The organism is Sediminihaliea albiluteola (genome assembly GCF_014077625.1).
Taxonomy (GTDB): Bacteria; Pseudomonadota; Gammaproteobacteria; order Pseudomonadales; family Halieaceae; genus Sediminihaliea; species Sediminihaliea albiluteola.
The window spans coordinates 1-25,942 of record NZ_JACFXU010000010.1; the positions used below are offsets into that span (position 1 = coordinate 1).

The 25,942-nt window shown below is 52.6% G+C and carries 20 protein-coding genes; 3 read left to right on the forward strand and 17 right to left on the reverse strand.

The genetic code is table 11. The features are described from left to right. The 10 genes from H2508_RS00520 to H2508_RS00565 form a co-directional block, all read right to left on the reverse strand. The coding region (locus tag H2508_RS00520) for a vWA domain-containing protein (RefSeq protein ID WP_182168466.1) at positions 1 to 954 on the reverse strand (954 nt) is incomplete at its 3' end. Positions 955 to 1,165: 211 nt separating this feature from the next. Beyond that, positions 1,166 to 2,680: an alpha/beta hydrolase gene (locus H2508_RS00525; protein ID WP_182168467.1), complete on the reverse strand. Its 1,515-nt coding sequence runs from the start codon at positions 2,678 to 2,680 to the stop codon at positions 1,166 to 1,168. Then, positions 2,673 to 3,224, reverse strand: a complete 552-nt coding sequence (locus tag H2508_RS00530) for a lipid-binding SYLF domain-containing protein (protein WP_182168468.1) — start codon at positions 3,222 to 3,224, stop codon at positions 2,673 to 2,675. The genes H2508_RS00525 and H2508_RS00530 overlap by 8 nt, the downstream gene beginning before the upstream one ends. Further along, complete coding sequence (locus H2508_RS00535) at positions 3,221 to 4,693, reverse strand: MipA/OmpV family protein (RefSeq protein ID WP_182168469.1); 1,473 nt, start codon at positions 4,691 to 4,693, stop codon at positions 3,221 to 3,223. The genes H2508_RS00530 and H2508_RS00535 overlap by 4 nt, the downstream gene beginning before the upstream one ends. Before the next feature lie 198 nt (positions 4,694 to 4,891). Next, positions 4,892 to 8,944, reverse strand: coding sequence for a hypothetical protein (locus H2508_RS00540; protein WP_182168470.1), 4,053 nt, complete (start codon positions 8,942 to 8,944; stop codon positions 4,892 to 4,894). A 354-nt stretch (positions 8,945 to 9,298) separates the two neighbouring features. Next, positions 9,299 to 9,910: an IPTL-CTERM sorting domain-containing protein gene (locus tag H2508_RS00545; protein WP_182168471.1), complete on the reverse strand. Its 612-nt coding sequence runs from the start codon at positions 9,908 to 9,910 to the stop codon at positions 9,299 to 9,301. Between the two features lie 117 nt (positions 9,911 to 10,027). Next, positions 10,028 to 10,441, reverse strand: a complete 414-nt coding sequence (locus H2508_RS00550) for a nuclear transport factor 2 family protein (protein ID WP_182168472.1) — start codon at positions 10,439 to 10,441, stop codon at positions 10,028 to 10,030. Between the two features lie 258 nt (positions 10,442 to 10,699). Then, on the reverse strand, positions 10,700 to 12,937 hold the full coding sequence (locus H2508_RS00555) for a TonB-dependent receptor (RefSeq protein WP_182168473.1): 2,238 nt from the start codon (positions 12,935 to 12,937) through the stop codon (positions 10,700 to 10,702). 247 nt (positions 12,938 to 13,184) lie between these two features. Beyond that, positions 13,185 to 13,559: a YbaN family protein gene (locus H2508_RS00560; RefSeq protein WP_182168474.1), complete on the reverse strand. Its 375-nt coding sequence runs from the start codon at positions 13,557 to 13,559 to the stop codon at positions 13,185 to 13,187. Positions 13,560 to 13,577: 18 nt separating this feature from the next. Further along, positions 13,578 to 14,225 carry a DUF2959 domain-containing protein gene (locus H2508_RS00565; RefSeq protein ID WP_182168475.1) on the reverse strand — a complete coding sequence of 216 codons (648 nt, stop codon included), beginning with the start codon at positions 14,223 to 14,225 and terminating at the stop codon, positions 13,578 to 13,580. A 164-nt stretch (positions 14,226 to 14,389) separates the two neighbouring features. Between H2508_RS00565 and H2508_RS00570 the strand changes: the two genes are divergently transcribed. The 3 genes from H2508_RS00570 to H2508_RS00580 all read left to right on the forward strand — a co-directional run bounded on the left by H2508_RS00570 (position 14,390) and on the right by H2508_RS00580 (position 17,571). Next, entirely contained in the window at positions 14,390 to 14,986 is a 597-nt protein-coding gene (locus H2508_RS00570) for a LemA family protein (RefSeq protein ID WP_182168476.1), read from the forward strand. Between the two features lie 32 nt (positions 14,987 to 15,018). Continuing rightward, on the forward strand, positions 15,019 to 16,983 hold the full coding sequence (locus H2508_RS00575) for a M48 family metalloprotease (protein ID WP_182168477.1): 1,965 nt from the start codon (positions 15,019 to 15,021) through the stop codon (positions 16,981 to 16,983). A gap of 171 nt (positions 16,984 to 17,154) precedes the next feature. Further along, complete coding sequence (locus H2508_RS00580) at positions 17,155 to 17,571, forward strand: helix-turn-helix domain-containing protein (RefSeq protein WP_182168478.1); 417 nt, start codon at positions 17,155 to 17,157, stop codon at positions 17,569 to 17,571. Between the two features lie 8 nt (positions 17,572 to 17,579). Here the strand turns inward: H2508_RS00580 and H2508_RS15195 are convergent, their stop codons facing one another. From H2508_RS15195 to hflX, 7 genes are all read right to left on the reverse strand, one after another. Next, positions 17,580 to 19,451: a sensor domain-containing diguanylate cyclase gene (locus H2508_RS15195; protein ID WP_182168479.1), complete on the reverse strand. Its 1,872-nt coding sequence runs from the start codon at positions 19,449 to 19,451 to the stop codon at positions 17,580 to 17,582. Positions 19,452 to 19,521: 70 nt separating this feature from the next. Further along, on the reverse strand, positions 19,522 to 20,820 hold the full coding sequence (locus H2508_RS00590) for an adenylosuccinate synthase (protein WP_182168480.1): 1,299 nt from the start codon (positions 20,818 to 20,820) through the stop codon (positions 19,522 to 19,524). Between the two features lie 7 nt (positions 20,821 to 20,827). Continuing rightward, complete coding sequence (locus H2508_RS00595; protein WP_182168481.1) at positions 20,828 to 22,015, reverse strand: ATP phosphoribosyltransferase regulatory subunit; 1,188 nt, start codon at positions 22,013 to 22,015, stop codon at positions 20,828 to 20,830. Positions 22,016 to 22,025: 10 nt separating this feature from the next. Next, positions 22,026 to 22,217, reverse strand: coding sequence for a DUF2065 domain-containing protein (locus H2508_RS00600; RefSeq protein ID WP_182168482.1), 192 nt, complete (start codon positions 22,215 to 22,217; stop codon positions 22,026 to 22,028). 304 nt (positions 22,218 to 22,521) lie between these two features. Beyond that, positions 22,522 to 23,397 (reverse strand): protease modulator HflC, encoded by an 876-nt coding sequence (hflC, locus tag H2508_RS00605; RefSeq protein WP_182168483.1) that lies wholly within the window; start codon positions 23,395 to 23,397, stop codon positions 22,522 to 22,524. Between the two features lies 1 nt (position 23,398). Next, a complete protein-coding gene (gene hflK / locus H2508_RS00610) occupies positions 23,399 to 24,559 on the reverse strand; it encodes an FtsH protease activity modulator HflK (protein WP_182168484.1) in 1,161 nt (386 codons plus the stop codon). A gap of 111 nt (positions 24,560 to 24,670) precedes the next feature. After that, positions 24,671 to 25,942 (reverse strand): ribosome rescue GTPase HflX, encoded by a 1,272-nt coding sequence (hflX, locus tag H2508_RS00615; protein ID WP_182168485.1) that lies wholly within the window; start codon positions 25,940 to 25,942, stop codon positions 24,671 to 24,673.

Below are 25,942 nucleotides of genomic sequence, written 5' to 3' on the forward strand. Positions count from 1 at the left end.
CAGCGGAGCACTGGCCAAGGTCTTCATCCCCTCGCGCAATACATAGCGCACTTCATACATACCCGGTTCTGCAGGCGCTCTGAGCGTACCCTCGCTTTTGTCTCGCACCACATCTCGGTTGCCCGTCTTACCCTCGTCGGCACCGGCAGGAACAACCGTGTAGTAATCGTCACTGGATACTGTATCGCTCCAGCTGACCTTAAATTGTGCCCCAGTGGTGACCTGCTCGGGTGCGCTGATCTCGAGCTCGTAATCTGGCTCGGGTTCGGGCTCAGCTTGTTTTTGTTCAACTTCGGCTTGCACCTGACGTAAAGCGCCTTGCAACTCGCTGGCGTTGCTGGCTGCCACGAATATTCCACCTGTGTTGTCGGCAATACAGGAGAGTGCCTGCTGGCCTTCTTCATCCAAATCAAAGCCCACAACGTGAGCGGTAAAATTCGCCCCTAACGCATTTAACTCTTTAGCAACTGCGCAGGGATCACCCTGGCAAGACTCCAGACCATCGGAGATCAGCACCACAGTGGCGTTGTTATCACGGTACTTGAGCTCAGCGGCAGCCTGGCTAAGGGAGTCAGCAATCGGCGTCTTGCCCTTGGGTTCGATGGCGTTAACTTTGTTGATAAAAGAGTCAGCATCAACTTGCTGAGGTGTCAGTATTGTTTCAATATCCTTGCAATCGCCAGCACTGCGGTGCCCATAGGCGATCAGGCCGAGGTTGGTACCTTCTGGCCAACTCCGCACTAGCTCGGCCATTACCTCCCGGGCTGTAACGATTTTATTAACACCGTCAATTTGGCCCCACATAGAGCCAGATGCATCGTAGACAATCATCACATCTTCGGCGGCTTGCGCGGCAGCTAGTGGCAGAGCACTAATAGCTGTGGCAAAAAAGGGGGTCAATAGGGCCTGCATGGGTTTGCGAAGATTTATCTTAAATCTTGCTATGCTTTGCATGGTTCCTCCAGCTGTGCTTCTTACACACTTTGTTCTAATGAGTTATAGGCTTTAATCGATACTAGATCATCGCATTGCTGACTTCCAGCACAGCACCTCAAGCCTTTTGTTCTGGCCTGTTGTTTTTTACTGCCAAAATCTAAGGAAACCCAAGTGTACTTTGTATCATTATCGGCTTAACTGATAGGAGGGCTGCGGTGTCTCCCAAAGGCTAATTAGCGGCCGCTTTACTCTTTTCAGTCCTTGCCGACTCCGCAGCCTCGATAATACGGCGCTCCATATAGGGGAAAAATGGGTTGTATCGTTGCCGCGCCAGCAGACGCAAAGGTACCCCCAAAACACCGTGCTCTCCTTTAAACCACAGCTCGCCCAAACTCATCAAGCCATCTTTATTCGCTGGCCCATAGGTGGGGTCTTCAGCGCTAAAAGGCAGTGCCACGTGAGAGAGTGAGAAGATATTCTTAGGCCACTGCATCTCTGTTGGACTTTCCTGCCACTGCGAGCTCCCTGCTGCTTTGCGCCGAATCGAGACTCGACTGGGATCGTCACTATCATTGCCTACCACCGTAAGCTCAAAATTTAACACGGGCCGAGCTTGTAGCTCTTCCTGCAACCGCAGTTCAGTGGTTCGCAATAGAGGCAACATAGCACTGCCCCGGTTAATATCAAAAAGCACTAACTCCGCCGGTGTATTACCCAAGTGATCTAGCAGTCCTTGGACTATAGAGCGGGGTGGAATAGTGGCGTCAACCACCGACTGAAAGGCGATAAGTGCTGGAAACTGTTCGCGCTGCGCAGCGCTCAGTTGCCTCAGGTTTTTTTGCAAGCGCGAGGTCAGCTGGTGTATTTGCTCAGCAGTATAGACTGGGAATGAGTTGTACTTGAAGGGATCGTACTCAGCTAATACCTCAGTCCAACCTAGCTTCTCCATACCCGGCAACTCTGAGACCCAGCGCTGGATGCGAGCATAGGCTGCTACAGAAGGGGCCTGAACTGCTGGCGAAACCAGCAGCAAAAGATCTGCCTGAGGCAGCTCACTGTCCTGGGCCAGCGATCGCAGAGCATAATCAACCGCAAGTGCCGCCCCGTTGGAATAACCGACAAGAATCAAGGGCTCTTCGGGGGCTAAGTCTTTAGCCAGCGCGCGAACAGCGAGTTGATAGCTGGCCCGAAACTGTCGCCAACCGACATTCTGTAATGCACCCGGCATGGTACCGTGACCAGGCATCCTCAGATTTAGCGTTTGAAAACCAGCTGCCAATAAACTATCGGACAAGGCGTGCATACTGTAGGGCGAATCGGACAGGCCATGCACCAGCAATGCAGCCCCCCTCCTATCCTCGGGCGTACGCAGACTGGACATGTTACCCATCGGCCAAGTCTTTCTGTGGGCGGCATAAAATTGCTCATTATAACGGTGCCATAGCGGCAGACCTGCTGAGCGCTCAGTGATGACTTGATCGAGCCTTTTAAACAGCTTTTTCTCGTGAGCGAGGTAAGCGGCTAAATCCACATTTGCGAAATGCTGCAGCTCGGGCACTAGCTCTTCGGCAATATCTTCGCTGTGCCAGTATTCAAGATCAGGCAAGGCTTGCGACTGTAAGTAGTACAGATACAGCCCGGTGATAATAACTCCACTCAAGGCCCAGCCAAGACGCTGTAAGTACTTAAGTGCTTTTGCAGCTAAGCCCCTGATAGTGACAAAGCTGCGCTGGGCTTTACTCATAGCGGCCTTTGCCTAAAGGGAAATAATCGTAGCGCTGGGTACCGACACTGGCCTCAATCAATAAGCCACCACGCAGCTGGGTGAACATTGCCACGTCTTGATTAAACGATGGCGTTATAGCAGCACCCTTATTCATCAAAGCGGCATTTGCTTGACCGCTAAACTCAAAACGACCTTTCTTGAATTTTTTTAGCGACTTGTCACTGCGGAAAAATAGTATTGAGCGGTATGACTGAGCCCCCAAGTTAGCCCCAGCAAACAATTCGAACATAGCAACCCTGCCACTTGGCAAGTCCCCCTCAAATAGCCAGCCCGAACCCAGTGCACCACCAAAGCCGGTCCCTGCCCGAAGCGAGCTGGGGAAAATCACATAAGCCACAGCCTCTTCAAAAAAAGTATCCAGCGACGGCTCTGCACGAAACTCAGCTACCGCCTTCTCTACCGCTGCCGCAGTCTTTGCTGAATAAGTGATTGGCTGCCAGACACAAGCTGTCGCAACTAAAAATAGCGCGCTCAGCAACAAGTAGCGCAGCAGATATTTCATCGTTTGCACTCCAAGTGAGTGCTAAGCACATCCGAGCCACCGGCCACATTGCCTATAATATCCACGCGCCCAAAAATACCAGAGCGGTGTACAAGGGTAAGACCGGCATAACAATCTTTTAAAAAACTATCGCCAAAGAGATTGCGCAGTGGAAAATCCAACTGAGCCTCTAAGTAGTTGAGAAAGTGTGAGCTGTTCTTGCCGCGCTCTTGCTGCTTTAATTGCTCGACCATCGGCACCGAGTCTGCGTAGGAAAAGCCGAAGCCGAAACCATAGCGGAATAGTTCTTTATTAGACCAAGCTGAGTAGCCGCTACCCATGGCCATCACATAAGCGTTGATCTCAAAAAAATCGCTCTGATGATCCTGCTCAAAACGCCTATTAAGTGAGACCTTAGCCCAAAAATCTGCACGCTCACCATCTAATATCAGTCTGCCTAAGGTCAGGCCTAGCAAACTTGTATCGACATCTTTATTTTTTTGAATGTTGCCTTGATGTGTAGCAATAAAAGAGTTCTCTACAGTTTGGCCATAGTTGATGCGCCAGCTCCACCACTTATCTAAGTCGGGCTTCCTTCGAAAGTTCTTATCATCGCCAATAGTCGTCCCAAAACCGTAGGCAAAACCCAGCATAGCCTGGGGGATAAAATCACTATCTACCAATGGGCTATTGCGCACAGTACTATCGAGCTGGTCTAAGGAAAAATTAGCAAATACCCGCATTCGCTTTGACCAAGAGTAGGAAGTATTAATACCCAAGCGTACAAAGGCAGCATCACCAGCTTTGTACTGCGCTAAGTCTTCCCGCGCTTCTTCTGCTGATACACCGTAGTAGTAATTGCTAAGCTCACTGTCATGATAAATGACGCTAGCGAAAGGTGAGAAAGACCATTTCCCACTGTGCCATTTATAGCGGTAAGTGAGATCAAGTGCGTAGGAGTTATGATGATTCATCATGTCACCGAGTATAGATAACTTCAACTCTCCCCAGTCGCCAAAAACACTTCCTGCTAAACCACTTTCTAAGGTTTGTTCACGCTCTTGCACAGTGTAAAAAAAGTTGTCGAGTTCACTTTCTAGCCTATCAAAACGATAACTGAGCACTGCATCTAATTTAAACTTATCTCTCTCCAGTAAATGTATTCCCGCGGTACTGCCGTGAGCAAATAGCCACTTGCCCTCGTAGTAATAAAAGGGCATCAAATCATAAGCACCACCGTGCCAGCTGCTACCGACATGCTCGATACCTCTGTAGGGGCTATCCCCAAAACGCCAGCCAGCGCCAAGCGCGACCATCCCCTTAGGAACATCGCCTGAATGAATTTCGGTTACCGGGTTGGTGGCATAGGTTGAGCTAGGGCAAATGAAAAATACCAGCGCAAGGCAAGAGACAATCGGCAACAAAGCGAAGTGAGAAGCAATAAGCTGCCCTCTAAGCTCTGACCAAATAATGCTTAAACAGGCCTTCACGTGATATGCCTTAGAACCTAATAAGTGTGCATGCTATTTAGCGTCCGCCCTCTTGAATAAAGGGCTGAGGCAGAGCATATAGCTTTGCTACTGCTAAGCGCGCGCTCTGCCCGTCAAGCTTTCGGCAACACAAAATAAACTGTGCTTTTGCCCTAGAAAGCTATCGAATATTTCACTCAGCCTGATTGAATCAGCTTATCACTTTGCTAACCAAAGACCATTGCGACCAAAGGCCTTCCAGCCCCAAGCCACCCAAGCCAGCAGTCGACTGGCCAGCCACAGGGACCATATGAGCATAGCCACCCGATACACCATTATATCCAAGCTAACCACCGTCGCAGTAGGAAAGCTATCTGCCGGGGCACGATCTTGGAAGAAGTAGTACAGGTGTGACCAACTGTCATTGCCAGTGATGAGCATTTGCGGGCTGGATAGCAAACCTAAGGGGATCGCAGAGATCAGTGTCAGTAAGCTTAGCAATGCAACCAGCGCTAAGATGACCTGCATAAAATTAAATTTTAAGTGGTCCATGAGCTCTGGTTCCACTCGCTGGCGAAAACCCAAGGCGAAGAAAAACACCGCAAGCACTAAGACGCCGTAGCCGTTGACTGTGGATAGACCAATACCCAGCAGTAGCCAGCCAAGCAAACTGACGGGCAACTCAGTGCGCAGCCGCCGATCCAGCATGCTGAGCACAATCGCTGCGAGCATAATCACACAAAACACGCCCCAATACATAATCGCTGGGCCGATATCGGGACCACTTAAATACAGCGGCCAGCGATCCCGTGGCAGATTGTAGCTCAGGGTGATATTGCTCGCGCCACTGGGCAGTGTCAGGCTAGGCGTGCTACTTAGCCAGCCAGCAGCGCCATCCTGCTCAAAGCTCAGTACAATCTGTTGCTCACCGGGCTGCAAGGCCACACTTACCCTGTGGCTGTCAGGCAGGTTCAGTACACTAGCATCACGCTTGAGTGAAGTTACCCGCGCGTCAGCTGGCAGCTCAAAGACATAATCCTGCCCTATACTGGCTTTTATCTTCAGTGTAAGAAGGCTTTTACGGATTGCGCCGCCTGGCTGATAATCTAGGCTTGCCTCCTCTACGGTATAAGTCGGTCCCGCAATACCCTCCGGCCGATAGAAGCTAAGTTTCAGCGACTCACCGGGCCAAGGCTTCCACTCCGGCTGCAAGCTACCTGCACCTGCGGCTCCGCGAGTAGCTGCTATACCCTCGTAGTCCACTCGCCACAGTGCAGCAGGCCGTAAACGCCAAGTTTCGACATAATGGCTGCCAGCTGCAGCCACTAACTCCAAGCTATCTTGCGGCTTGATACTGGATTCCCAACTAATCTCACGCTGGCGCTCACTGAACTGCAACAGGGCGCGCCGATCTTTGACCCCAATATGCTCAGAGAGCAATCGCTCAAACTCCAGTAAGGGCACCTCTACTGCTACCGGCCCTGTACTGGGCGCAAGCCGCGTCACCCGGGTCACCAGACGCCACTGCAAGCCAATATCAAATTCCCTGTGGACTCTAAAAAATGGTTTTACAGGGTCTGGGCTAAGCACTGTGCTCGCTTCCTGACGCACTGCGGACATAGCCCGCAGCGACAGCGTGCCAGAAGGCACCCGCCCATCAACTAGGCCACTCAGCTGCCAGTGTTGCCCCCTGGCCTCGATATTGTGAATTGGCAGCGGCAAGTTAACGCTGGCGATCTCACCTTGCAGTGCTCCCACAATAGTAATGGTGTGATGGCCTTTAGTAAGCAGTATGGACAGTTCACCTTGATGCAGTCGCGCAGCGACATCTCGCTGACCATCAAGCTGAATCTCTGACACACGCCAGCCTTGACGAGGCGTAGGTAGGCGCAGCAAAACATCTGCCGCAGCGTAGGCTTTGAAACTGATCGTCATCGTTTCTTCGGTGGTAGTGATCAAGCCCTGGTCCAAAGAGATGCAATGTGGCGAACACAGTGGTGGCTGCAGCAGTCGCGCTTCAAGCTCAGTGAGCAAGTAGTCTGGCGGAAAATCCTGAGCCTGACTGAAATTGGGCGAAGCGCCAAGTAGCAAGCCACAAGTGAGCAACAAAGCCACTGGGCTTGATGCGGAAGCTGAGGCACTACTGAGTCCACCCTGCTCTTTAGCTGCTGGATCCGAGGGACTCCGTCGCAAGTTTCCCAGCACCGCAGAGGCCAATAAACCGGCATAGGCCAGCGTCAACAGTACGTTTAATATCCGCCACAGCCGTGTCAGCCAGGGCGGACTGTAAATAAATGACAATTCAGCGCCTTCTGGCACCGGACTACTAGCGCTTAAGTGCAGAGTATTCCAATGCCATTTGGGAACCCCCGGCCCTGTTTGTACACGGTCGTTGTCACCCAACTGATAAGCATCGCGCTGTACTTGTGGCGCCGCTTGAACTGCCGCGCGCTTACCCTTCTGCGCCATTACCTGGCCAGTGATAGACTGACTTTCCATCATATCAGCGGCGGCACCCACCGGACTTGGCAACACTAGCTCATTGTTGGGTCCAGTTTGGTAGACATCGACTGCTCGCTGCTCGAGCGAGGGGTATATTGCTAAGCGGAAGTTACTAATGGCGAAGGCCAACAGTGACAACAACAAGGCCGCACAAGTGAGCACTACCGCCACAGTCACTCCGCGCCTGATGCGCCCCCCTGCTACTGCAGACAGTGGCAGCAACAGCAGCAATAGAGCGAGCAAGTAGCTGGGCATACCTGCTTCGTGACGGCCAAGCAGCAGGGCCAGCAGGGCCAAGACGGCCACCTTAACACCCAACAACTTGCGCGTGGCCGCCACTATAATAAGCAGCAAAAATATATCCCATAAATCCCACTCGCTTATCCAGCTGCCTTCGATGCCGTCAACACCCGAAGCGTGCAGGACCCGCCAACCGGGCGGTATGTGCAGTGTCGCGCTAAACCGGTCAACCCGACTGTCCCAACCGCTTACCGAAAAGCGCTGCGGATTATCAATGCGAGTGACCGCCTGTAAGTTAATATTGGGGCTGCGTATTTCTACCCCCTGCGCCTGTTTATGGCGAGTGACTAATACGGGTCGGCCAGATACCTGAGCGCTGCCAAGTTGGGTATCAGGCCAGGCATCAAGCCGCCAGTCGCGGCGCATGGAACCGCTAAGCAACTCCAGACCGGTGAGCGCTCTGCCATCAAAATCGAGCCAGAGCTTACGATTGACTGCAATATCATTAGCCGCTGGCGACTGCTCGCCACGATACTCAGTAACAAGCTGCAAGCTAGTCTTGGCGTCAAGGCGCCAAGTAGGCAAGTCCTTCCATTCATTCGGAACGGGGACTTGTGAAGTGTCGATGCCCGGCGCACCAGATAACTTTAGCTGCCGCAAATCGCTGTCGCTGGCAAAGCTCAAATACTCATGCTGCGGCCAGGCTTCCTGCACGCGATTCATGGAGAGCTGTTCCACAGCAGCACTAAAGCGCGTGTGGAAAACCAGTGTGTGGCGGCCCGCTGTGAGTTGGACACGCAAGTCGCCATTGTCTTCTACCCGGGCCGGCAAGGGAGACTGAAGTGCCATTAATTCCATGCTGGGCCACACTAGCTGCCCTACTTGCACTTCTCGAGGCTCTCCACTTACCGTTAATATCAGACGCGTTTCCATAGTCATAGGAACGCCGTCACTCAGCTTACGAAACACCTCGATAGACAAAGAGTTACTCTGCTTTACTGGGTCGCTCCTTGTACTATCGCTGCCAAGAACAATTTGCCCTGAGCGGCGCTCTAGGCTGGTAGCTCGTCCGTTTTCTGTCATGCTCACCAGTGCAATACTCTCCGGTACGGCAAGACTCGATGGCCTGCGTTGCCACTGGAACTGCCCTTGAAGCTCATGCACACCGGCATCTAATAGCACATGGGGAGCACCGCCTCGATCGAGCACAGCGGCTGGCTTAGCATTAGCTGTCACACGTAGCGGCCAAGCCTCTGTGCTCCCGGGTAGTGGCACTAAGGCTTGATCCTGAAACACCTCTACACGGTAACTAAAGTCCAGCCCCTGGGAGCGTAGCTCGAGTGCCAGATGAGCAGGCCAGATACAAACCCGCGCAGGGTTATTGTCCAGTACCCAAGGACAGGTATGCTCTTGGTGCCGCTCCAAAACCCAATCCTGCCATTGCTCTAGTTCAGTGGGACTGGCTGTCGCCTGTAGCGCTGTAAACAAAACGATAAGACCAGTGAATAAGCGGACTAAAGATTGAGGCATCGGACTCTCCGACAAATGTGGCTATTGCGGCTAAAGATAGCACTATCTTAGGCAAAAAATGCAGCTGTATTAGTCGAGCTCGGCTCTCAGCCAGAGATTTCAACAACGCTCTATCAGAAGCTTAGCCCACTCGGCATAGCCTAGATCTTATTACAAGAGAACTAAGGTGAGAGGAGTTAAATTGGAAACTGGGAGCACAACACATCTTTTAATAACTCGGATCGTGACTATTTGCTGCAGCTAAGTATCGGAGTCCGGTCTGTGTCTGGGTGAATTTATTAATAAGCGCTTAAATGGCCCGGCGTACTACGGAGGCGAATTGCACGCTGTAGCACGCCGGCCCACCTAATCCTGTCAGTATTTCAGATGGCGCCTCTGACTTGCAACAATCACTAAGAGAAGCAGTGTCAGTAATGCAAGCCCCCAAAGTGGTAATGTCGGCACAGCGGTCGCTTCAGTAGCAACAGCCGGCTCTGGTGCATTAAAGGCTGAAATGGTGACCTCTGCTGCACCCTCGATACAATCCTCGCAGTTGAGCGCAAAACCAAAGGTATCCCCTGCGCTAACGTTCAGTGATTTACTGCCAGACTGCGTAGCCGGGCCAGCATCATCACTGAGCTGCTCGCGACTCCCATCGTGGAGTATAATAAAAACATCATACTCCGGCCCATCCACATCTGTGGTGCTATAAGACCAGTTAAAACTTAAGGTGCCAGTAGCTGCTACTGAGGTCGTATACTGCAGTTCGCAGTCGTCATCACAATCATCGTCGCCCCCTATTAATACTATCTGATTGGGCGCCCCCGAGGTATCTACCGCGGCACCCCCTCCGCCGGGCGGCGTACCGGTCAAAGTGGTAGACCAGTTACTAGGTGCATAGCTTCCGGAAAAACCGGCAAAGCTTGGAGCAGCAAAAATCGCTAATACCACAGCGACAGTACAGTGAAGCAATCTATGAAAAGCCAAGACTAACCCCCTTTGCGTTATTATACGTAGCGACAGGATAGCATATAGTCTATGAGCTTTGGAGTTGCACCCTGCTAAGCCAGTAACAGCGCATCATTAAAGTACAACTGTACGACATTATTTCTCCCAAGTGCCCTGAGTGGATTGGGCTAGGCTGTCGAGGTACTCCGTCACTGCGCAGATACGGCCATCGCGCAGGGCAAAGACAAAACAATATTCGTTAATATAAGCTGCGCCATTAGCGAGCCGGGCACGCATGGTGAATTGAGCTACCACCTGCTGCTCGGCTACGATCAGAGGCTGTAGATCCAAGCTCATACTACCGGCCTCGTAAACACTGACCCCGCTGTGCAGCAGATCCATTACCGCCGCATGTCCCACACGCGGATTGGGGGTAATCTGTGGGTTCGATCGCGGCACGCGCCAAGTGACGTCGTCAGTGAAGAAATCAGGCAAGTCACGACTGCTGTCGCGGCCCTGAATCACCTCAAAATATTGTTCAATCAGTGCCTTGTTGTCACTCGAGCTCATCTCGGCATCCTTTTTATTAGTGTTTCTACAGTTTGTCATATTTTATGCCAAGCATAAGCCAGAGCTTGTATCAAACAAGAGACTTTAAATTAAGCAGTGGGGTTTATCTTGGTATTTATAAACCAGAAGAGGCGCTGTTTCGAAGGGTTTGGGAGGGGCCGCTTAACAGCGGCCATTTGAAACTGCGGCCCATGACGTAAAACACAGAGGGGCCGCTGGCAGGTCCATCCTAGACCGTGGGACTCTAGCTCAGAGCTATCAGAAGTCGTAGCGTAAATCTAAGCCCCAAGTACGGGTATTGCCCCAGCTATTGGCATATAAGCCATCTGGCGGATTGATGCCGAAGGTCGGCACATCAAAACCACCGCTGCGGTATTCCTCATCGCCAATGTTTTTACCCCACAAAGCGAGCGCAAAGTTAGAGCCCCACAGTTCACGCAGCTCCAAGCGAGCATCTACTAAAGTGTAACTATCTCCATCAATCAAGGGCGAAGGGGACACAATAAAGTGCTGATCACCCACATAAGACCAATCGACTCGGGCTACCAAGTTACCTAGCTTTTCGAAGTGTTTTTCATAGCGCGCAGTGATGTGTCCGGTCCATTCTGGCGAGAACTGAAAGTTATACTGATCGGCGACATCGACAAACTCTAGCGTTGTAAAGTCTTGGCTGAGGTAAGTGTCGTACTCAGGATCAATCCAGCCTAAGCTGCCATTAATCTGGAAAGAGTCGCTGACCACGAAAGTCGCCTCCAACTCCGCTCCGGTCATGGTTGCAGCAGCCGCATTTTCAATCCGACTTAGAAAGGTGAAGGTTTCCCGGTCGATACTGTTTACTTGTACTTGCCAGTCATCAACCTCCTGGTAAAACACCGCCATGTTTAGGCGCAAACGGTCATCAAACAAATCTGACTTTACACCGACTTCATAGCTAGTGATTTCTGCATCATCATATACAGAAAAGTCTGGCACCTGCGTAGCACGACCATTTAGACCACCACTTTTAAAACCTACCGAGTAGGTCGCATACAGCATAGTAAAATCTGTCGGCTGATAGCTGACCGTGAGCCGTGGTGAGAAATTGTCCGTATCGAATTCATTGCTCGGTGCCAAGGCACTTACTGGTAAAGTACCCCCAGTGGAGGGGAAGAATATTGAGGAATTTACCTCTTTCTCCTCTTCTGTATAGCGAGCACCCAGCGACGCTTTCCAGCGATCGTTCAGGTGGTAAGACAGCTCAGCATAGACCGCCCAGGTTTCTGTTTCGGTGTCTAAGTTAAGCACAGTGTTGGGCACAGAACTTCCGAACTGCTGTTTTAGCTGATATTCGCCATCGTCTTTACTAAAGAAAAGACCGGAAACTATGCTCAGGCGCTCATCGAGCGCGGTACCCAAAAACTGGAATTCCTGAGTAAAGAAATCATAAGTCTGCTCCAGTGGCCCAGAAATAAAGTAGTAGGGCACCATGGTGCGAAAACTGCTCAGTTTTGAGCGGCGGTACCCGGTCAATGACTTGATCGTCAAGTCATCCACCACTGCGGTGTCGCCCACTTCATAGGCTAGCGTCAGCCCGTTAAACAATTGCCGGGAGTTATCATAAACATCTTCTGGTGTTGAAACCCTGCGCTCCAGGTCGGCGGCGCTAGTGCTCGCAATACCAGGAAACACCACTTCGAGGCCTTCCTCAATCAGTGTTGGCTGCCAGCCATTGGGGGTTTGTTTGGCATCAAACCAATCAAAGGTGTAATCCGCTGTAAAGCGACTATTAAAGTCAGCTGCCAAGGCGATACGGGCAGTTTGGTAATCTTTGTCGTTCAAGTCAGAGAAGGTGGTGTTTTTAATCAGGCCGTCACGCTTTTGCTGACCATAGCTAATACGCCCCGCCAAATGATCAGACATCGGCATATCAAGGCTAAACTTGGCACCTTTTAAAGAGTCACTACCGAGTGTTCCCTCGACATAACCGCCGAGCTCACCGCTGGGTCGTACCGTGGTGATATTGATTGCGCCACCGGCGGTATTCTTACCAAATAACGTACCCTGCGGTCCACGCAAGACTTCAATTTGCTGGACATCCAGCAGGTCAAAAAACGCGCCCTGCATGCGCGAAATATAGAAACCATCAATGTAGGTCCCCACCATGGGTTCCTCTGTGATGATATCGTCAGAGCGACACAAGCCGCGCATACAGGCAGTTAAACTGCTGTCACCGCCGGCGTTCCTCTGTAGTTGAAGGTTGGGCGTAGAGGTGGAAATGGAGGTCAATGCCTCTAGGCCCATTTCACGCAGTGTTTGGTTCGAATAAGCACTGACCGCTATTGGCGTGTCCTGCAAACCCTCCTGGATCTTACGGGCGGACACCACCACCTCTTCCAACTTCCCAGAGCCCTGCGCTAAAGCTAAGCTGGGATAGGCCAAAGCCGTTAGTATGCTAGGCACAAGTACGTATTTGCGAAGCCCCTCTCGGGCATCTGAGCGGTAGTTTCGATAAGACATCAGCATTCCTTTTTTTAGAATAGTCGTCCCCCAACTAACCAGCACCAGGCACCTGGCAACATTGAGAGCAGCTGTAGAATCAGGTGGGTTACATTTCAGTGTTTTGGGCTTCTTGTCAATATTTTTTGACAGTTTCTCAACTGGGCTTTAGCGCAAGTCCAACTAACAAAAACCGTCAGGTCTGCGGCTCGCACTCAATCAAGACTTAGCCCTTCCAACTTGATAAGCGCTGAGCTGATCGACTGGCTCAGTGATCAGGGCAGCGCCATAGCCAAAGGGCCACGCACAGAAGCAGTACTGGCAGGCCAAAGCGCAGCCAATCATCAAGCGCTGAGCTCACTATGATCGAGCTACTGAGCAGCATCATTCCAGTGGCAGCCCACTTAGCATTTCGGGGAATGGCCCGCCGCTCACGCCAGCGACGAATCGTCTCGCCATAGCGGGGGTGTTTAAGCAGCCAGACTTCTATCGCCGGCCAGCCGCGACCTCCGCACCAGGCCGCGAGCAAGAGAAAAGGGACCGTGGGCAAACCAGGCAAGACCAAGCCTACAGCCCCCAACAGTAAGGCCAAAACAGTCGCTGCTCGCCAGAGTAGCCGCAGCACTGCCGCTGCCAAGCGCATCGCTAGAGCTAGCTCTCATTAACCCTCTGCTGGGTTTTGCATACTGTCGATAAAGGCGTTTGAGGCAGCAATGGATTTACGCATATCGGCTATTAGAGCCGCCACATCCTGCTCAATACCTCGAAACTCTGTCTTCAGTGAGGCCACTGCTCGAGCATTTAGATTATGTTTTAAAAACAACACGTTATCTTTAAGTGCAGCCAACACCGGGTCCATGCGGGACTCCGCTTGGCGCATACTGGCAATCATAGCGTCATAGCGGCGGCGGGTTTCGCGCAGCTTAGCCTGGCTAGTCGCCTTGAAGTTAGCGTTCTGATACTCATCAATCTCATTTTTCCACTCTTTAAACAGCGCCTTTGCTACCGAATCGACTGATTTAATCCGGTCGCTGACCTCTGCGGCAGCCTTCACAGAATCTTCGTACTCATCATTAAGCTTGTGGTAAACATCCTCTAGGTCACCACCATCAAAAGCCACCACTGTCTGAAACTGCTCTAAAGCTGACTGGAATTGCTCTTGGGCATCCTCCTGAGCGTCCCGGGACTGCTCCACGCGATCGACCAAAATATCTCGCTTATGGATACCGACCTGCTCGGCAGCCGAGTAGTAGACGGATTCACAAGCCGCTAAAAATAGCAGCGCGCTCAAGGCGAGTGCAGTGCGCATGACAATTCTCCTTCAAAACATTCAAGTGACAAGGGCAATATGCCCAAGTGTAACGGGCGACTAGCTATCGCGCACCCACCAATGGCCACTTTGCGCGATTGAGGCACTTTGTCCCAAGAGCTGACTCGGCTACACTCAAACTCTCATCTATCCGGAGCGGCATAATGGAACTGTCTAGCATTCTCTTCTGGCTGGTATTATTGGGCCTAGTGATTTATGTCATTAGTATCTACAACCGACTAGTGACACTGAAGAACCGCTATCTCAATGCTTTTTCCCAGATCGAGGTTCAACTCAAGCGTCGTTACGATCTCATCCCCAGCTTAGTGGAAACTGCTCGCGCTTACATGACCCACGAGCGCGAGACCCTCGATGCCGTGACCAGCGCTCGCAATGATGCCGCCACTATTCTCAAGGGGATTAGCGACGGCACTATTGGTGGTGATGCCATGCAGCAACTCGCCGGCGCCGAAAACACACTGCAGGCTGCGCTAGGGAAGCTGAATGTAACTATGGAGGCCTACCCTGAGCTCAAGGCTAGTGAGAATATGCAGCAGCTATCTGAAGAACTGATCAATACGGAAAACCGGGTGGCTTTTGCGCGGCAGGGCTACAACGATTCAGTTATGGCTTACAACAACTACCGCCAGAGTTTTCCACCAGTGTTTTTTGCCAGCAAGTTCGGTCACCCAGATAATGCCGAGCTCTTAGAGTTCGACGATTCCGCGCAAATTCAAGCGGCTCCTAAAGTCAGTTTCTAGCTAACCTAGCTTTTGTAGCGAGCGAAGCCTCGATGGATTTTTTCCAAGAGCAGGATATCGCAAGGCGCAATTCGCGCCTTTTAACACTGCTGTTTTTAGTCGCAGTACTACTGCTGATACTGCTAACCAACCTGCTTGTTGCGGCCTTCCTCTGGCTAGCGGATGACTACAATATCTACAACGGTGGCAGCGGTGGCTGGGCCGGTTTTCTGTCCTACTTCTCCTGGCAGCGTTTTGGCACTATCGGCTTGGCTGTGACCAGCACGGTCGCCCTAGTGGTAATGCTAAAATGGATGCAGCTCTCAAGTGGCGGCAAGGCGGTTGCCGAGTCTATGGGAGGCAGTCGAATTGTGCCCCAGACACGCGACCGCTTAGAGCGGCGCTGTCTCAATGTGGTGGATGAAGTGGCATTGGCAGCCAATATGCCGGTGCCACCGGTCTATGTACTTAATGGCGAGCGGGGTATTAACGCCTTTGCCGCGGGCCTAAGCCCTGCTGACGCAGTCATCGCTGTTACTCGCGGCACCCTAGAGCACCTTAAGCGACACGAGCTCCAAGGCGTCATCGCACACGAATTCAGCCATATCCTCAATGGTGATATGCGCCTCAATATTCGCCTGGCAGCGATGCTTAAAGGCATTACTTTTATCGGTGATGTTGGCCATATTTTATTGCACTCAAGTCATCGTGCACGCAGCGGTCTGAGTGAGCAAAATACCAGTAAACGGGGTGCTATGCCCATCTTAGGTTTGGCGCTCTGGCTGCTGGGCTGGCTGGGCGGGCTCGCAGCAGGCTTCATCAAGGCCGCTATTAGCCGCCAAAAGGAGTTCCTCGCCGATGCCTGTGCCGTGCAGTACACCCGCGATGCTAGCGGTATTAGTGATGCACTCAAGGTCATTGGCGGCTATTTACCGGGAACCCTGGTGCACACTGCCCGCGCCGCAGAAATGTCCCATATTTTCTTTGGTCAGATCGAACACCAGCTGTGGCAGGTGTTTGCCACCCACCCGCCATTAGACGCTCGCATTCGCAAGCTCGAGCCACAGTGGAATGGTCAGTATATCAGCCGCAAAGTGAAGCACTACCAAGAGCAACCCAGCCGTCCGGGCGCCGCTGAAGTCGGCGTGGGCCGAGCCGCGCTTGTGGCCGCGGTCTTAGCTGCCAACCAGGATCTAGCAGCACCCGCCCTGGAGTTCGAAGAGCAAGATCAAAATACAGCCCCACAGGATCAACTTGATGAACAAACAGCCGAGCGTTTTGCACTGCCAGTCGCTTTTATCGAGCACAGCCACAACCCACTAGGTGCTCAGGGCCTGTGCTTGGCGCTACTCATCAGTAACGATCACAGCGTGCAGCAGCAGCAACTCGCTCATATTGATGCGATGGAAGTAGCAGGTTTAGCTGCCCTAGTGCTCACGCTGACCCCCGGTGTAGCGGCTCTTGGACCTAGTCAGCGCTTGCCATTACTCGAACTCTGCCTGCCCGCACTAAAGAGCATGTCATTAGCGCAGTACCGTCGCTTTAAAAACACACTGCTAATGTGCATTCAGGCTGACCGTCGTACAGAGCTCTTTGAATGGTGCCTATTTCAGCTGTTGCGGCACTATCTTGATCCAGAGTTTCTACGCACCAAAGCCAGCCGACCCCGCTATCGTAAATTGACTCAAGTTAAGCATTCGCTACAGGTCTTATTATCGGTACTGGCGAGAGAGTCTGGGGCAAATGCCACAGCCGCCTTCAATCTAGCCGCTAGCGAGCTTGAGCTGCAAAACTTACAGCTGCTAGCCATTGAAAAGTGCAGCGTTGCAGAATTTTCCAAAGCTGTGTACCAGCTTGCCGACTGCTATCCCTTACTCAAACCACGCGTCATCAAAGCGATGACTAAAGCGGCCGGCTGCGATGCTGAGCTCAGTCCGGCCGAGCGTGAAATTATTTATAGTGTTGCTGCGGTGATGGATTGCCCCCTGCCCTTAGAATCCGATTGGCTACTGACGTAGTCTGAGTTGTAGCCTGCCAGCTGTGCGCAGTAAATCACCATTAGCGGCCAGCGCTGTCTCTTGGCATGGCAAGCAGAATATTAACTGCTATATTTCAAGTTAACCGCCGCTAAGGCTGGCAGCGGTACTTAAGCATCACCTTTTCTGTAACCCGAACAAGGACGTTTGGCTATGGACATCAATACTGCTTTTTCCTCTGCGCTAAACAATGCGCAGCCTTCACCACCGAGCGCAATTAGCCATTATGGCTCCTCTCGGACTAGCGATCGCGTGCTACAAATTTTGCTACAGGGAGACCTTGCTCGATTGCGTGCGGAATCCGTCGCCGAGGAGCTGGGAATGAGTGGCACCACCCTGAGACGAAGACTGCGCGCCAATCATACGCATTATCAATTTCTTCTGGACAGAGCACGACAATACCGCTGTGAGCAGATCCTGCAATCTAACTGGCTACCGGGAAAGTGTTTAGCAGATGAATTGGGCTATTTAGAGGTCAATAGCTTTTATCGCGCCTTCCGTCGCTGGACCGGGATCAGTTACAGCGAGTACAAATTGCGCTGGGAACAAAATAGCGTGCAGCGACACTAGTGGTTGCTCTAGCTCGGTGGCCGCCCAGAGCTTTGGCTAGACGCTATCTTTACGGTGTTGCGGCCATCAGCCTTTCCTCGGTAGAGAGCGGCGTCAGCTCGAGCAATGCAGCTGTCCATGCTCTCACCGGGTAAATAGCCAGCAACGCCGAAGGTCATAGTGATTGACAAGCTTTGCTGCTCGAATTCCAAGGGCAACTCAGCCATGATAGAGCGAAGTTTTTCTGCAAGAATCGCTGCACCGGCGCTGTCAGTCTCAGGCAACAGCAGAATAAACTCTTCGCCACCCCAACGCGCCACAGAATCAACATCTCGGATTTTCTCACGCAGCTTGCTTGCCACATGGCTAAGAACATAATCGCCTAGCGCATGGCCAAAACGGTCGTTGACCGATTTAAAGTGGTCCACATCGGCCAGCACAATACTAAAGGGGCGGCCGCTACGAGACTGTCGCTTAATTTCCGCCTCCACTTGAATAGCAAATCCGCGACGGTTGTATACTTCGGTCAAAGGGTCGAGCAAACTGCTTTCTAAAAGGCGTTGATTAAGCTCATTCAGCTCTGCGGTCCTCTGCCCCACCTCTTCCTCTAAGCGGTTCAAGGTCGCTGTTAAACGATTACCCAGGGACACCGCCATAGACACTAAGACAGCAAGAAAGCCCCAGGGCAATAACTTAACTGAGTGGTAATCAAAGTTATCTACGGCAATATCGTTGAGGCAAGTCGCGATAAAAATCAACACACTTAAAGCCACAGTGCGCGCCTCTGGATAGCCAAACCACGCTTTACGCAACACCAGGGCACCTGCCAATACCATTGCCGGCACGGTGGAGAATTGCCACAGGCCCATGGTCAAAAGATGCCACTTGAGCCCTGGTGTCATTAACAGGGCTAGGGCCACAACGACAAAATACAGCTGATAGGCCCGCAAACAAGGGCCAATTTTTTGACCTAGCAATGTCCAGAGTAGCTGTATCGACAGAGCAGGAATCATGTAGACTGAGCCGTACTCCAACTTTTGGTACAGTACAAAGCTCCAACCCAAGTAGTCGCGCCACTGACTTAGCATCAAGCCATATAGACCGATGTCGATAGCAATCAGGCCAAACCAAAAGAAGCTTTTTAACTGACGGTTACGAAAGTACAAATACAGGTGATAGAGCCCAAATAGGATATAGAACATACTGCTGTGCAGCCTGGGCATCTCGCTCATAAATGCCGAGATCAACAAGCGTCCGTAACTACCTAGCTCAAATTGGCCTCGCCAGGGCCCACCACCAGCAAAAGATAAGGCCGCTGTTTCTCCCGCCCAAACACGCAGCGCCAGCACCAACTCTCCTTCAGCAGAGATCGCTGATAGGGGGATTGCCATCACCGCTTGCCGGTTGAAGTCGATGGCGGTATCAGAATGTGGTGGTAGCTTTCCGACTCCACCGACAAACTTTCCGCCAGCATAAAGTTCGTAAGCACTGTAAATGCTACCAAGGCGAATACCCAGCGGGACCACTTGCTCCCGCTGAGCAAGCTCTGTCAGCTCAATTGTCAGACGCTGCCGATACCACCCCACTGCCGTATCTGGGCTCGCAGCCTCATCTCGCCGCCAGCGGTGTGGCAGCGACACAGTCTCCCAAGTCGAATCATCAAAGTCTGGCGCTGACCATTCTGGCTTGTCGCCTAAGTGAAACTGCCACTGTTCATTCAGCTCAACACCGGATATCAACTGCTCAAGCGAAACACCGGAATCTCCCCGATGCTGCACAGCAGCAGAAGCACTCGACGTACTGAGCAAGAGCAAAAAAGTCGCGAAGCCAAGCAATAGGCTGCCATAGCAGAGCGCCATACTGTAGCGCTCTAACAAACTCTGGCGATAAGGCTTAGGCACCAGCGACTTCAATAGATAGCTGATAGGTAGATATAACAAGTGCGGGACCGAGAACCGGCCCCGCAAGTGCTTAGGCGTCGCCGAAGGGGTGGCGCAGCACAATGGTTTCAAGGCGCTCAGGCCCAGTGGAGATAATATCGATTGGTGCACCCACAACGCTTTCAATTTTGTGAATGTAATCAATCGCCGCCTGCGGCAACTCTTCCAGTGTTTTTGCGCCCAGCGTTGACTCACTCCAGCCTGGAACTGTCTCATAGACCGGTACTAGGCCCTCATAATCGTCAGCGTCGATCGGGTTGGCCACCGGATTGCCTTCGGCATCGGAGTAGCCAACACAAATCTGGATCGTCTCAAGGCCATCTAGAACATCGAGCTTGGTTAAGCACAGACCTGAAACGGAGTTGATATTAACCGCGTTGCGCAGAGCAATCGCGTCAAACCAACCACAGCGACGCGGCCGCCCAGTGGTAGCGCCAAACTCATGGCCCTTTTCGGCCAAATGGGCGCCGGTGGCATCGAACAGCTCAGTGGGGAACGGACCGGAGCCAACCCGGGTCGTATAAGCCTTAGTGATACCCAATACGTAATCGAGATAGAGCGGCCCAAAACCGGAACCGGTAGCTGTCCCGCCAGCGGTGGTGTTGGAACTGGTGACATAGGGATAAGTGCCGTGGTCGATATCCAGCAGTGAGCCCTGGGCCCCTTCAAACATGATCTTGTCATTGTTTAAGCGGCACTGATGCAAAATTGCCGTGACATCACCCAGCATCGGCAACAACTGCTCACCCATCGCCATCGTGTCAGCAATCACCTGCTCGACATCGAGGGGCTCCACACGGTAATAGTGCTCCAGCTGGAAGTTGTGATACTCCATCACTTCGCGCAGCCTGCGTGCAAAGCGTGCCTCGTCTTGCAAATCACCAAAGCGCAGACCGCGTCGGGCCACTTTGTCTTCGTAAGCGGGGCCAATGCCACGCCCAGTGGTACCAATTTTATCGTCCCCGCGACGCGCTTCACGGGCCTGATCCAAAGCTACGTGGTAGGGCAGGATCAAAGGGCAGGAAGGAGAGATACGCAAGCGCTCACGCACCGGCACCCCTTTGGCTTCCAGCTGAGCAATTTCTTTCAGCAGGGCCTCGGGGCATAACACAACGCCGTTACCGATCAGACACTGCACATGCTCGCGTAAAATGCCGGAAGGTATTAGGTGCAAGACCGTTTTTTCACCGTCAATGACCAGCGTATGGCCAGCATTGTGCCCCCCTTGGAAGCGCACAACGGTATTGGCCTGATCGGTCAGCAGGTCAACGATTTTACCCTTGCCCTCATCACCCCACTGGGTGCCTAGGACGACTACGTTTTTGCTCATGCGGTTCTCAACTCGTTACGTGGTCAGTTGTGTTCAGCGGCTGCACAAGCCACTCGCCTTCATGTTCCACCAGGTGGCGGTCACAGCGCGAGTCGGGCTCGGCAGAGAGACAGTTGATTACGATCTCCCCTGCAGCACGCAATTCATCTACCCGAGCCTGCAGGTCCGGGTCGTCTATATCTGGCATGCTGATCGCATTGTTAGTACTCACCTCAGCGGGCAGCAGTGCCATTAATGCCTTTAAGTCTGTGGCAAAACCGGTGGCCGGTCGCGCTCGACCGAACACCTTGCCTACATCATTGTAGCGCCCACCGTTGGCTAGCGCTTGTCCATGCCCTGGTACATAAGCGGCAAATACCATACCGGTATGGTAGTGATAGCCGCGCAGCTCAGTTAGGTCAAAATATAGGGCAATATCTGGTCGCTGACGCCGAATATCAGCCGCCACATCTTGCAGGGCATCAATGCCGGCTAACGCTTCAGGAACCTGCTCGGCAAGCAATTCTCGGGCTCTAGTCAGCACCGATTCATCACCATGCAAATCGACCAAGCTGATTAGCAAGCGGCGCGTTTCAGCATCGACATCTGCCAAGGCTAGCTCTAAATCAGGTAGTGACTTGCGCTGCAATGCATCAAACACGGTGGCTTCGTGTTCGGCATCAAGATCAGCAGCGGCCAGCACGGCACCGTAAACACCAACATGTCCCAAATCGAGTGTAATGTCATCCAGCCCAGCAGTTTCTAGGGTGGCCAGCATCAAGCGGATAATTTCAACATCGGCCGCTAAACTGCTGTCGCCATAGAGCTCGGCCCCCAGCTGAATGGGGGAGCGGGAGCCTGTGGCTGTTTTAGGACGTGTATGGAGAATGGATCCAGCATAGCACAGGCGAGTCACTCCGGACTCCGCCAAACTGTGTGCGTCAATGCGGGCCACTTGGGGCGTAATATCCGCCCGCAGACCTAAAGTGCGGCCACTTAACTGGTCGGTCATTTTAAAAGTTAACAGGTCCAGATCGGCACCTAGGCCAATCAACAGCGACTCGGTGAATTCCACCAAGGGCGGAATAACCAACTGATAGCCCCAGCTGCGATAGAGGTCCAGGACTTGCCTGCGCAGACGCTCCGCCGCAGCTGCCTGCGCTGGGAGCACTTCTTCCACCCCGTCGGGAAGCTGCCAGCGATCCACGTTCTTCATTTAAGCCTGCCTAATTCACTAAATACAGTAACAACAGCCCCGCCAGCATGCTGCCGAAACCAATTTTGCGAATGACGTGATCTTCCATCTGCCCGACCATGGCCAGCATCTCACGCCAGCTGCGCGGGCTGAGAAAGGGCAGTACGCCTTCGATTATCAACACCAATGCCAGAGCGGCCGGCAGCACTTGCCAGAAATCCACGCATTACTCCCGTGATAGTCCCGCTTCTCGCGAAGATAGTGTCATCACCGCTAAGACAGCAGAGTCTATCTCTCGCGATGTACCGCACGTCCTGTGCATGCATCGCTACCGACGTCCTGCCTCTCGCGATGTACCGCACGTCCTGTGCATGCATCGCTACCGACGTCCTGCCTCTCGCGATGTACCGCACGTCCTGTGCATAAAAAAACCGCGGGTTCGGGGGGTTTGTTGTACAAACGCCGAATCACACGGTTGCAAAATTCTATCACAGACGCCCCTCAAGGCATCTGTGATTATTTGGGTATTACTTACCGCCCTTGGAGTCTTTCAAGTAACGGAAGAACTCGCTGTCGGGTTGCAACAGCATAATGTCTCCGCTGCCCTGGAAAGCGTCCTGATAGGCTCGCAAACTACGAGTAAATGAGTAGAACTCGGGATCACTATTGAAAGCTTCAGCGTAAATAGCGGTAGCAATGGCATCACCTTCACCGCGAATCAACTCGGCATCGCGGTAGGCATTAGCCGCAATCACCGTCACTTCACGATCTGCCGCGGCTTGAATACCCTCAGCCAACTCTTGACCTTGAGCGCGGTGCTCACGGGCTTCTTTTTCACGCTCGGCATTCATTCGGCGATAGACCGACTCAGACACATCGGGCGGCAAGTCAATTTGCTTCACTCGCACATCGACAACCTCAACACCCAGCTCTTTCAGTGCCACTTTATTCAGGTCAACTGCCAATGACTCCATCAGCATATCGCGCTCACCAGACACCACCTCTTGAATGGTGCGCACGGCCACTTGGTTACGCAAGCCGTTGTTAATGCGCTGCGACAGCAGCGTCATGGCCCGCATTTCCTCACCGTTGGTAGCGGTATAGTATTTAAGGGTATCGGCCACCTTAAACTTAGCGTAGGAATCGACGATCAGGGCTTTCTTTTCCTGAGTGAAGAAACGTTCCGCCTGAGCGTCCACTGTGAGTACTCGTCCATCGAACTTGCGGACGTTGTTCACAAAAGGAATTTTCCAGTGCAAGCCAGGCTGGATATCTGGCTTGACCACCTCACCGAACTGCAGCATCACTGCACGCTCTGTTTCCTTAACCACAAACACCGAGTTACTAACCACAAATAGCAACAATACCGCGGCGAGAATGACTGTCATATTACGTCCTGACATTTTAACGTCCTCCTCTGCGTGAACTGCTATTACTCTCATCGCGACGCAATTGCTCAACCACCGCGTTGGTCAGCTCACGAATATTGGAGCTATCAACCCGCTGGCCGCGCGTAGTGCTTTTGGTCGCTGCGTGTTCGGTCATCTTATCCAGTGGTAAATACATCACGTTGTTGCCACCTTCAACATCCACCATGACTTTAGTGGCGTTAGTAAAGACATTCTGAACGGCATCAAGATACAGACGCTCACGAGTTACCTCAGGCGCCTTTCGATATTCCGTCAGCAATTTAGTGAAACGTTCCGCCTCACCCTGTGCGTTGGCAATCACCTGCTCTTTATAAGCGTTGGACTCCTCAACTTGACGCTGAGCTCGACCGCGAGCCTCGGGAACAATACCGTTGGCATATGCTTGAGCTTCGTTCTTCAGACGCTCTTCGTCCTCTCGCGCCTTGATCACATCGTCAAAGGCAGCCTGCACCTGTGAAGGCGGCTTAGACTCATCGACGTTCACTTTCGATACGTGAATACCGGTTTCGTACATATCTAAGTATCGCTGCAAGCGCTGGTGAACCTCGATGCCAATTTGCTCACGCCCTTCCGTCAGCACCAGATCCATCCGCGTATCACCGACCACATGGCGGATAGCACTCTGAGCCGCATGCTGCAGCGAGTTTTCCGGTGAGCGCACCTTGAGCACGAACTTGCTCGGATCATCGATGACATACTGCACAGACATGCGCATCTCGACGATATTTTCGTCTTTAGTCAGCATGATTTCTCGGAAACTCACGGCGCGCACCTTGGTGGTATTGACCTTAATGACTTGGTCAATCAAGGGTGGGTTCCACTGCAAGCCCGGCTGCACGGTGTCGTAGTACTTACCAAAACGCAGCACCACAGCACGCTCTTGCTGGTCGATCTGATAAAAACCCAGCAAGCCCCAAACGACCAGTGCCGCAGCAGCAATAACTAACAGCAGGGCACCGGACAAACCGCCGCCACTACTGCTATTACCGCCAGAACCGCTCCGACCTCCGAAAAGGCCGCTGAATTTCTGTTGCAGTTTTTTCAGTGCTTCGTCGAGATCGGGTGGTCCCTGATCACCGCCGCCCCAAGGGTCCTTGGGCTTGTTGTTGCCGCCGCCCGGTTCATTCCAGGACATACCTAACTCCTACTATTAAAGTGCACGCAGTCTAACATTATTCTTTGTGCTGGTAAGCATCGCCACTGCAGTACTATGCGATACCGGTGACCACTCGACAACGAGCAGGCTTTAGAACAGTGGTTCCGGCCCTTTTTTCATCAGTCGATTCCAGTCAGCCCGCGGCAGCCTCACACTGAGATGTGAGTTACCATCGTCGCTGTAATCTTCCGACTGCACCGCTCCCATATTATACAGTGCCGCCCGCAAGCCGCCCTGATCGGGTCTGAGACTTAGCTCTTCTTGCACCATATCCTGCCCCAGCAATTCAGCCATGGCTTCAAGCAGCAAGTCACAGCCTTCGCCGCTAACAGCGCTCAACCAAACACGGCTTGGCTTACCCTCAGCATCGCGATCAATACGCGGCGCTCGCTCCAACAGATCGAGCTTATTAAATACCTGTAACTGGGGTATATCGGCAGCGCCAATCTCTTCTAAGACATCTTCAACCTGAGCGATATTGTCATCGCGCTCAACTGCAGCTGCATCCACTACATGCAACAGCAAGTCCGCGCTACGGGTTTCTTCCAGTGTTGCCTTGAATGCCTCCACTAGCCGGTGCGGCAAGTGCGCAATAAAACCCACTGTATCAGCTAACACTACTGGGCCGACCTCCTCTAACTCCAGCCGGCGCAGTGTCGGATCCAAAGTAGCAAAGAGCTTGTCTGCTGCGTAGACCCTAGACTCTGTCATACGATTAAACAGCGTTGACTTGCCAGCGTTGGTATAACCCACCAGCGACACCGTCGGCACTGCCGCACGCCGCCGAGAGCGACGCCCCTGTTCGCGCTGACGCTGAACCTTCTCTAAACGAGCGGTAATAGACTTAATCCGCGCCCGCAGTAAACGGCGGTCAGTCTCTAGCTGAGTTTCACCAGGGCCGCGCAGACCGATACCACCTTTCTGCCGTTCAAGGTGAGTCCAGCCGCGCACTAGGCGGGTACTCACATGCTGTAACTGGGCCAGTTCTACTTGCAGTTTACCCTCGTGGGTGCGCGCTCGCTGGGCAAAGATGTCCAAAATCAATCCGGTGCGATCGATTACTCGGCACTGCAACTCGCGCTCAAGGTTGCGCTCTTGGCTGGGGCTTAAAGCGTGATTAAACATCACTATCTCAGCATCATGAGCAGCCACTTCTGCGGCTATCTCCTCGAGTTTTCCCTTGCCCACGAAAGTACCTGGGTGCGGCGCATCGCGCTGCCCCATAATATAAACCACCGGGTCACCGCCGGCGGACAAAACCAGTTCTTCGAATTCGCGGGGATCTTCCCGCTCTGTTTCGCTTGCCAGGTTAAGATGAACGAGCACAGCTCGCTCGCCCGATTCGGGTCGTTCAAAAAACAA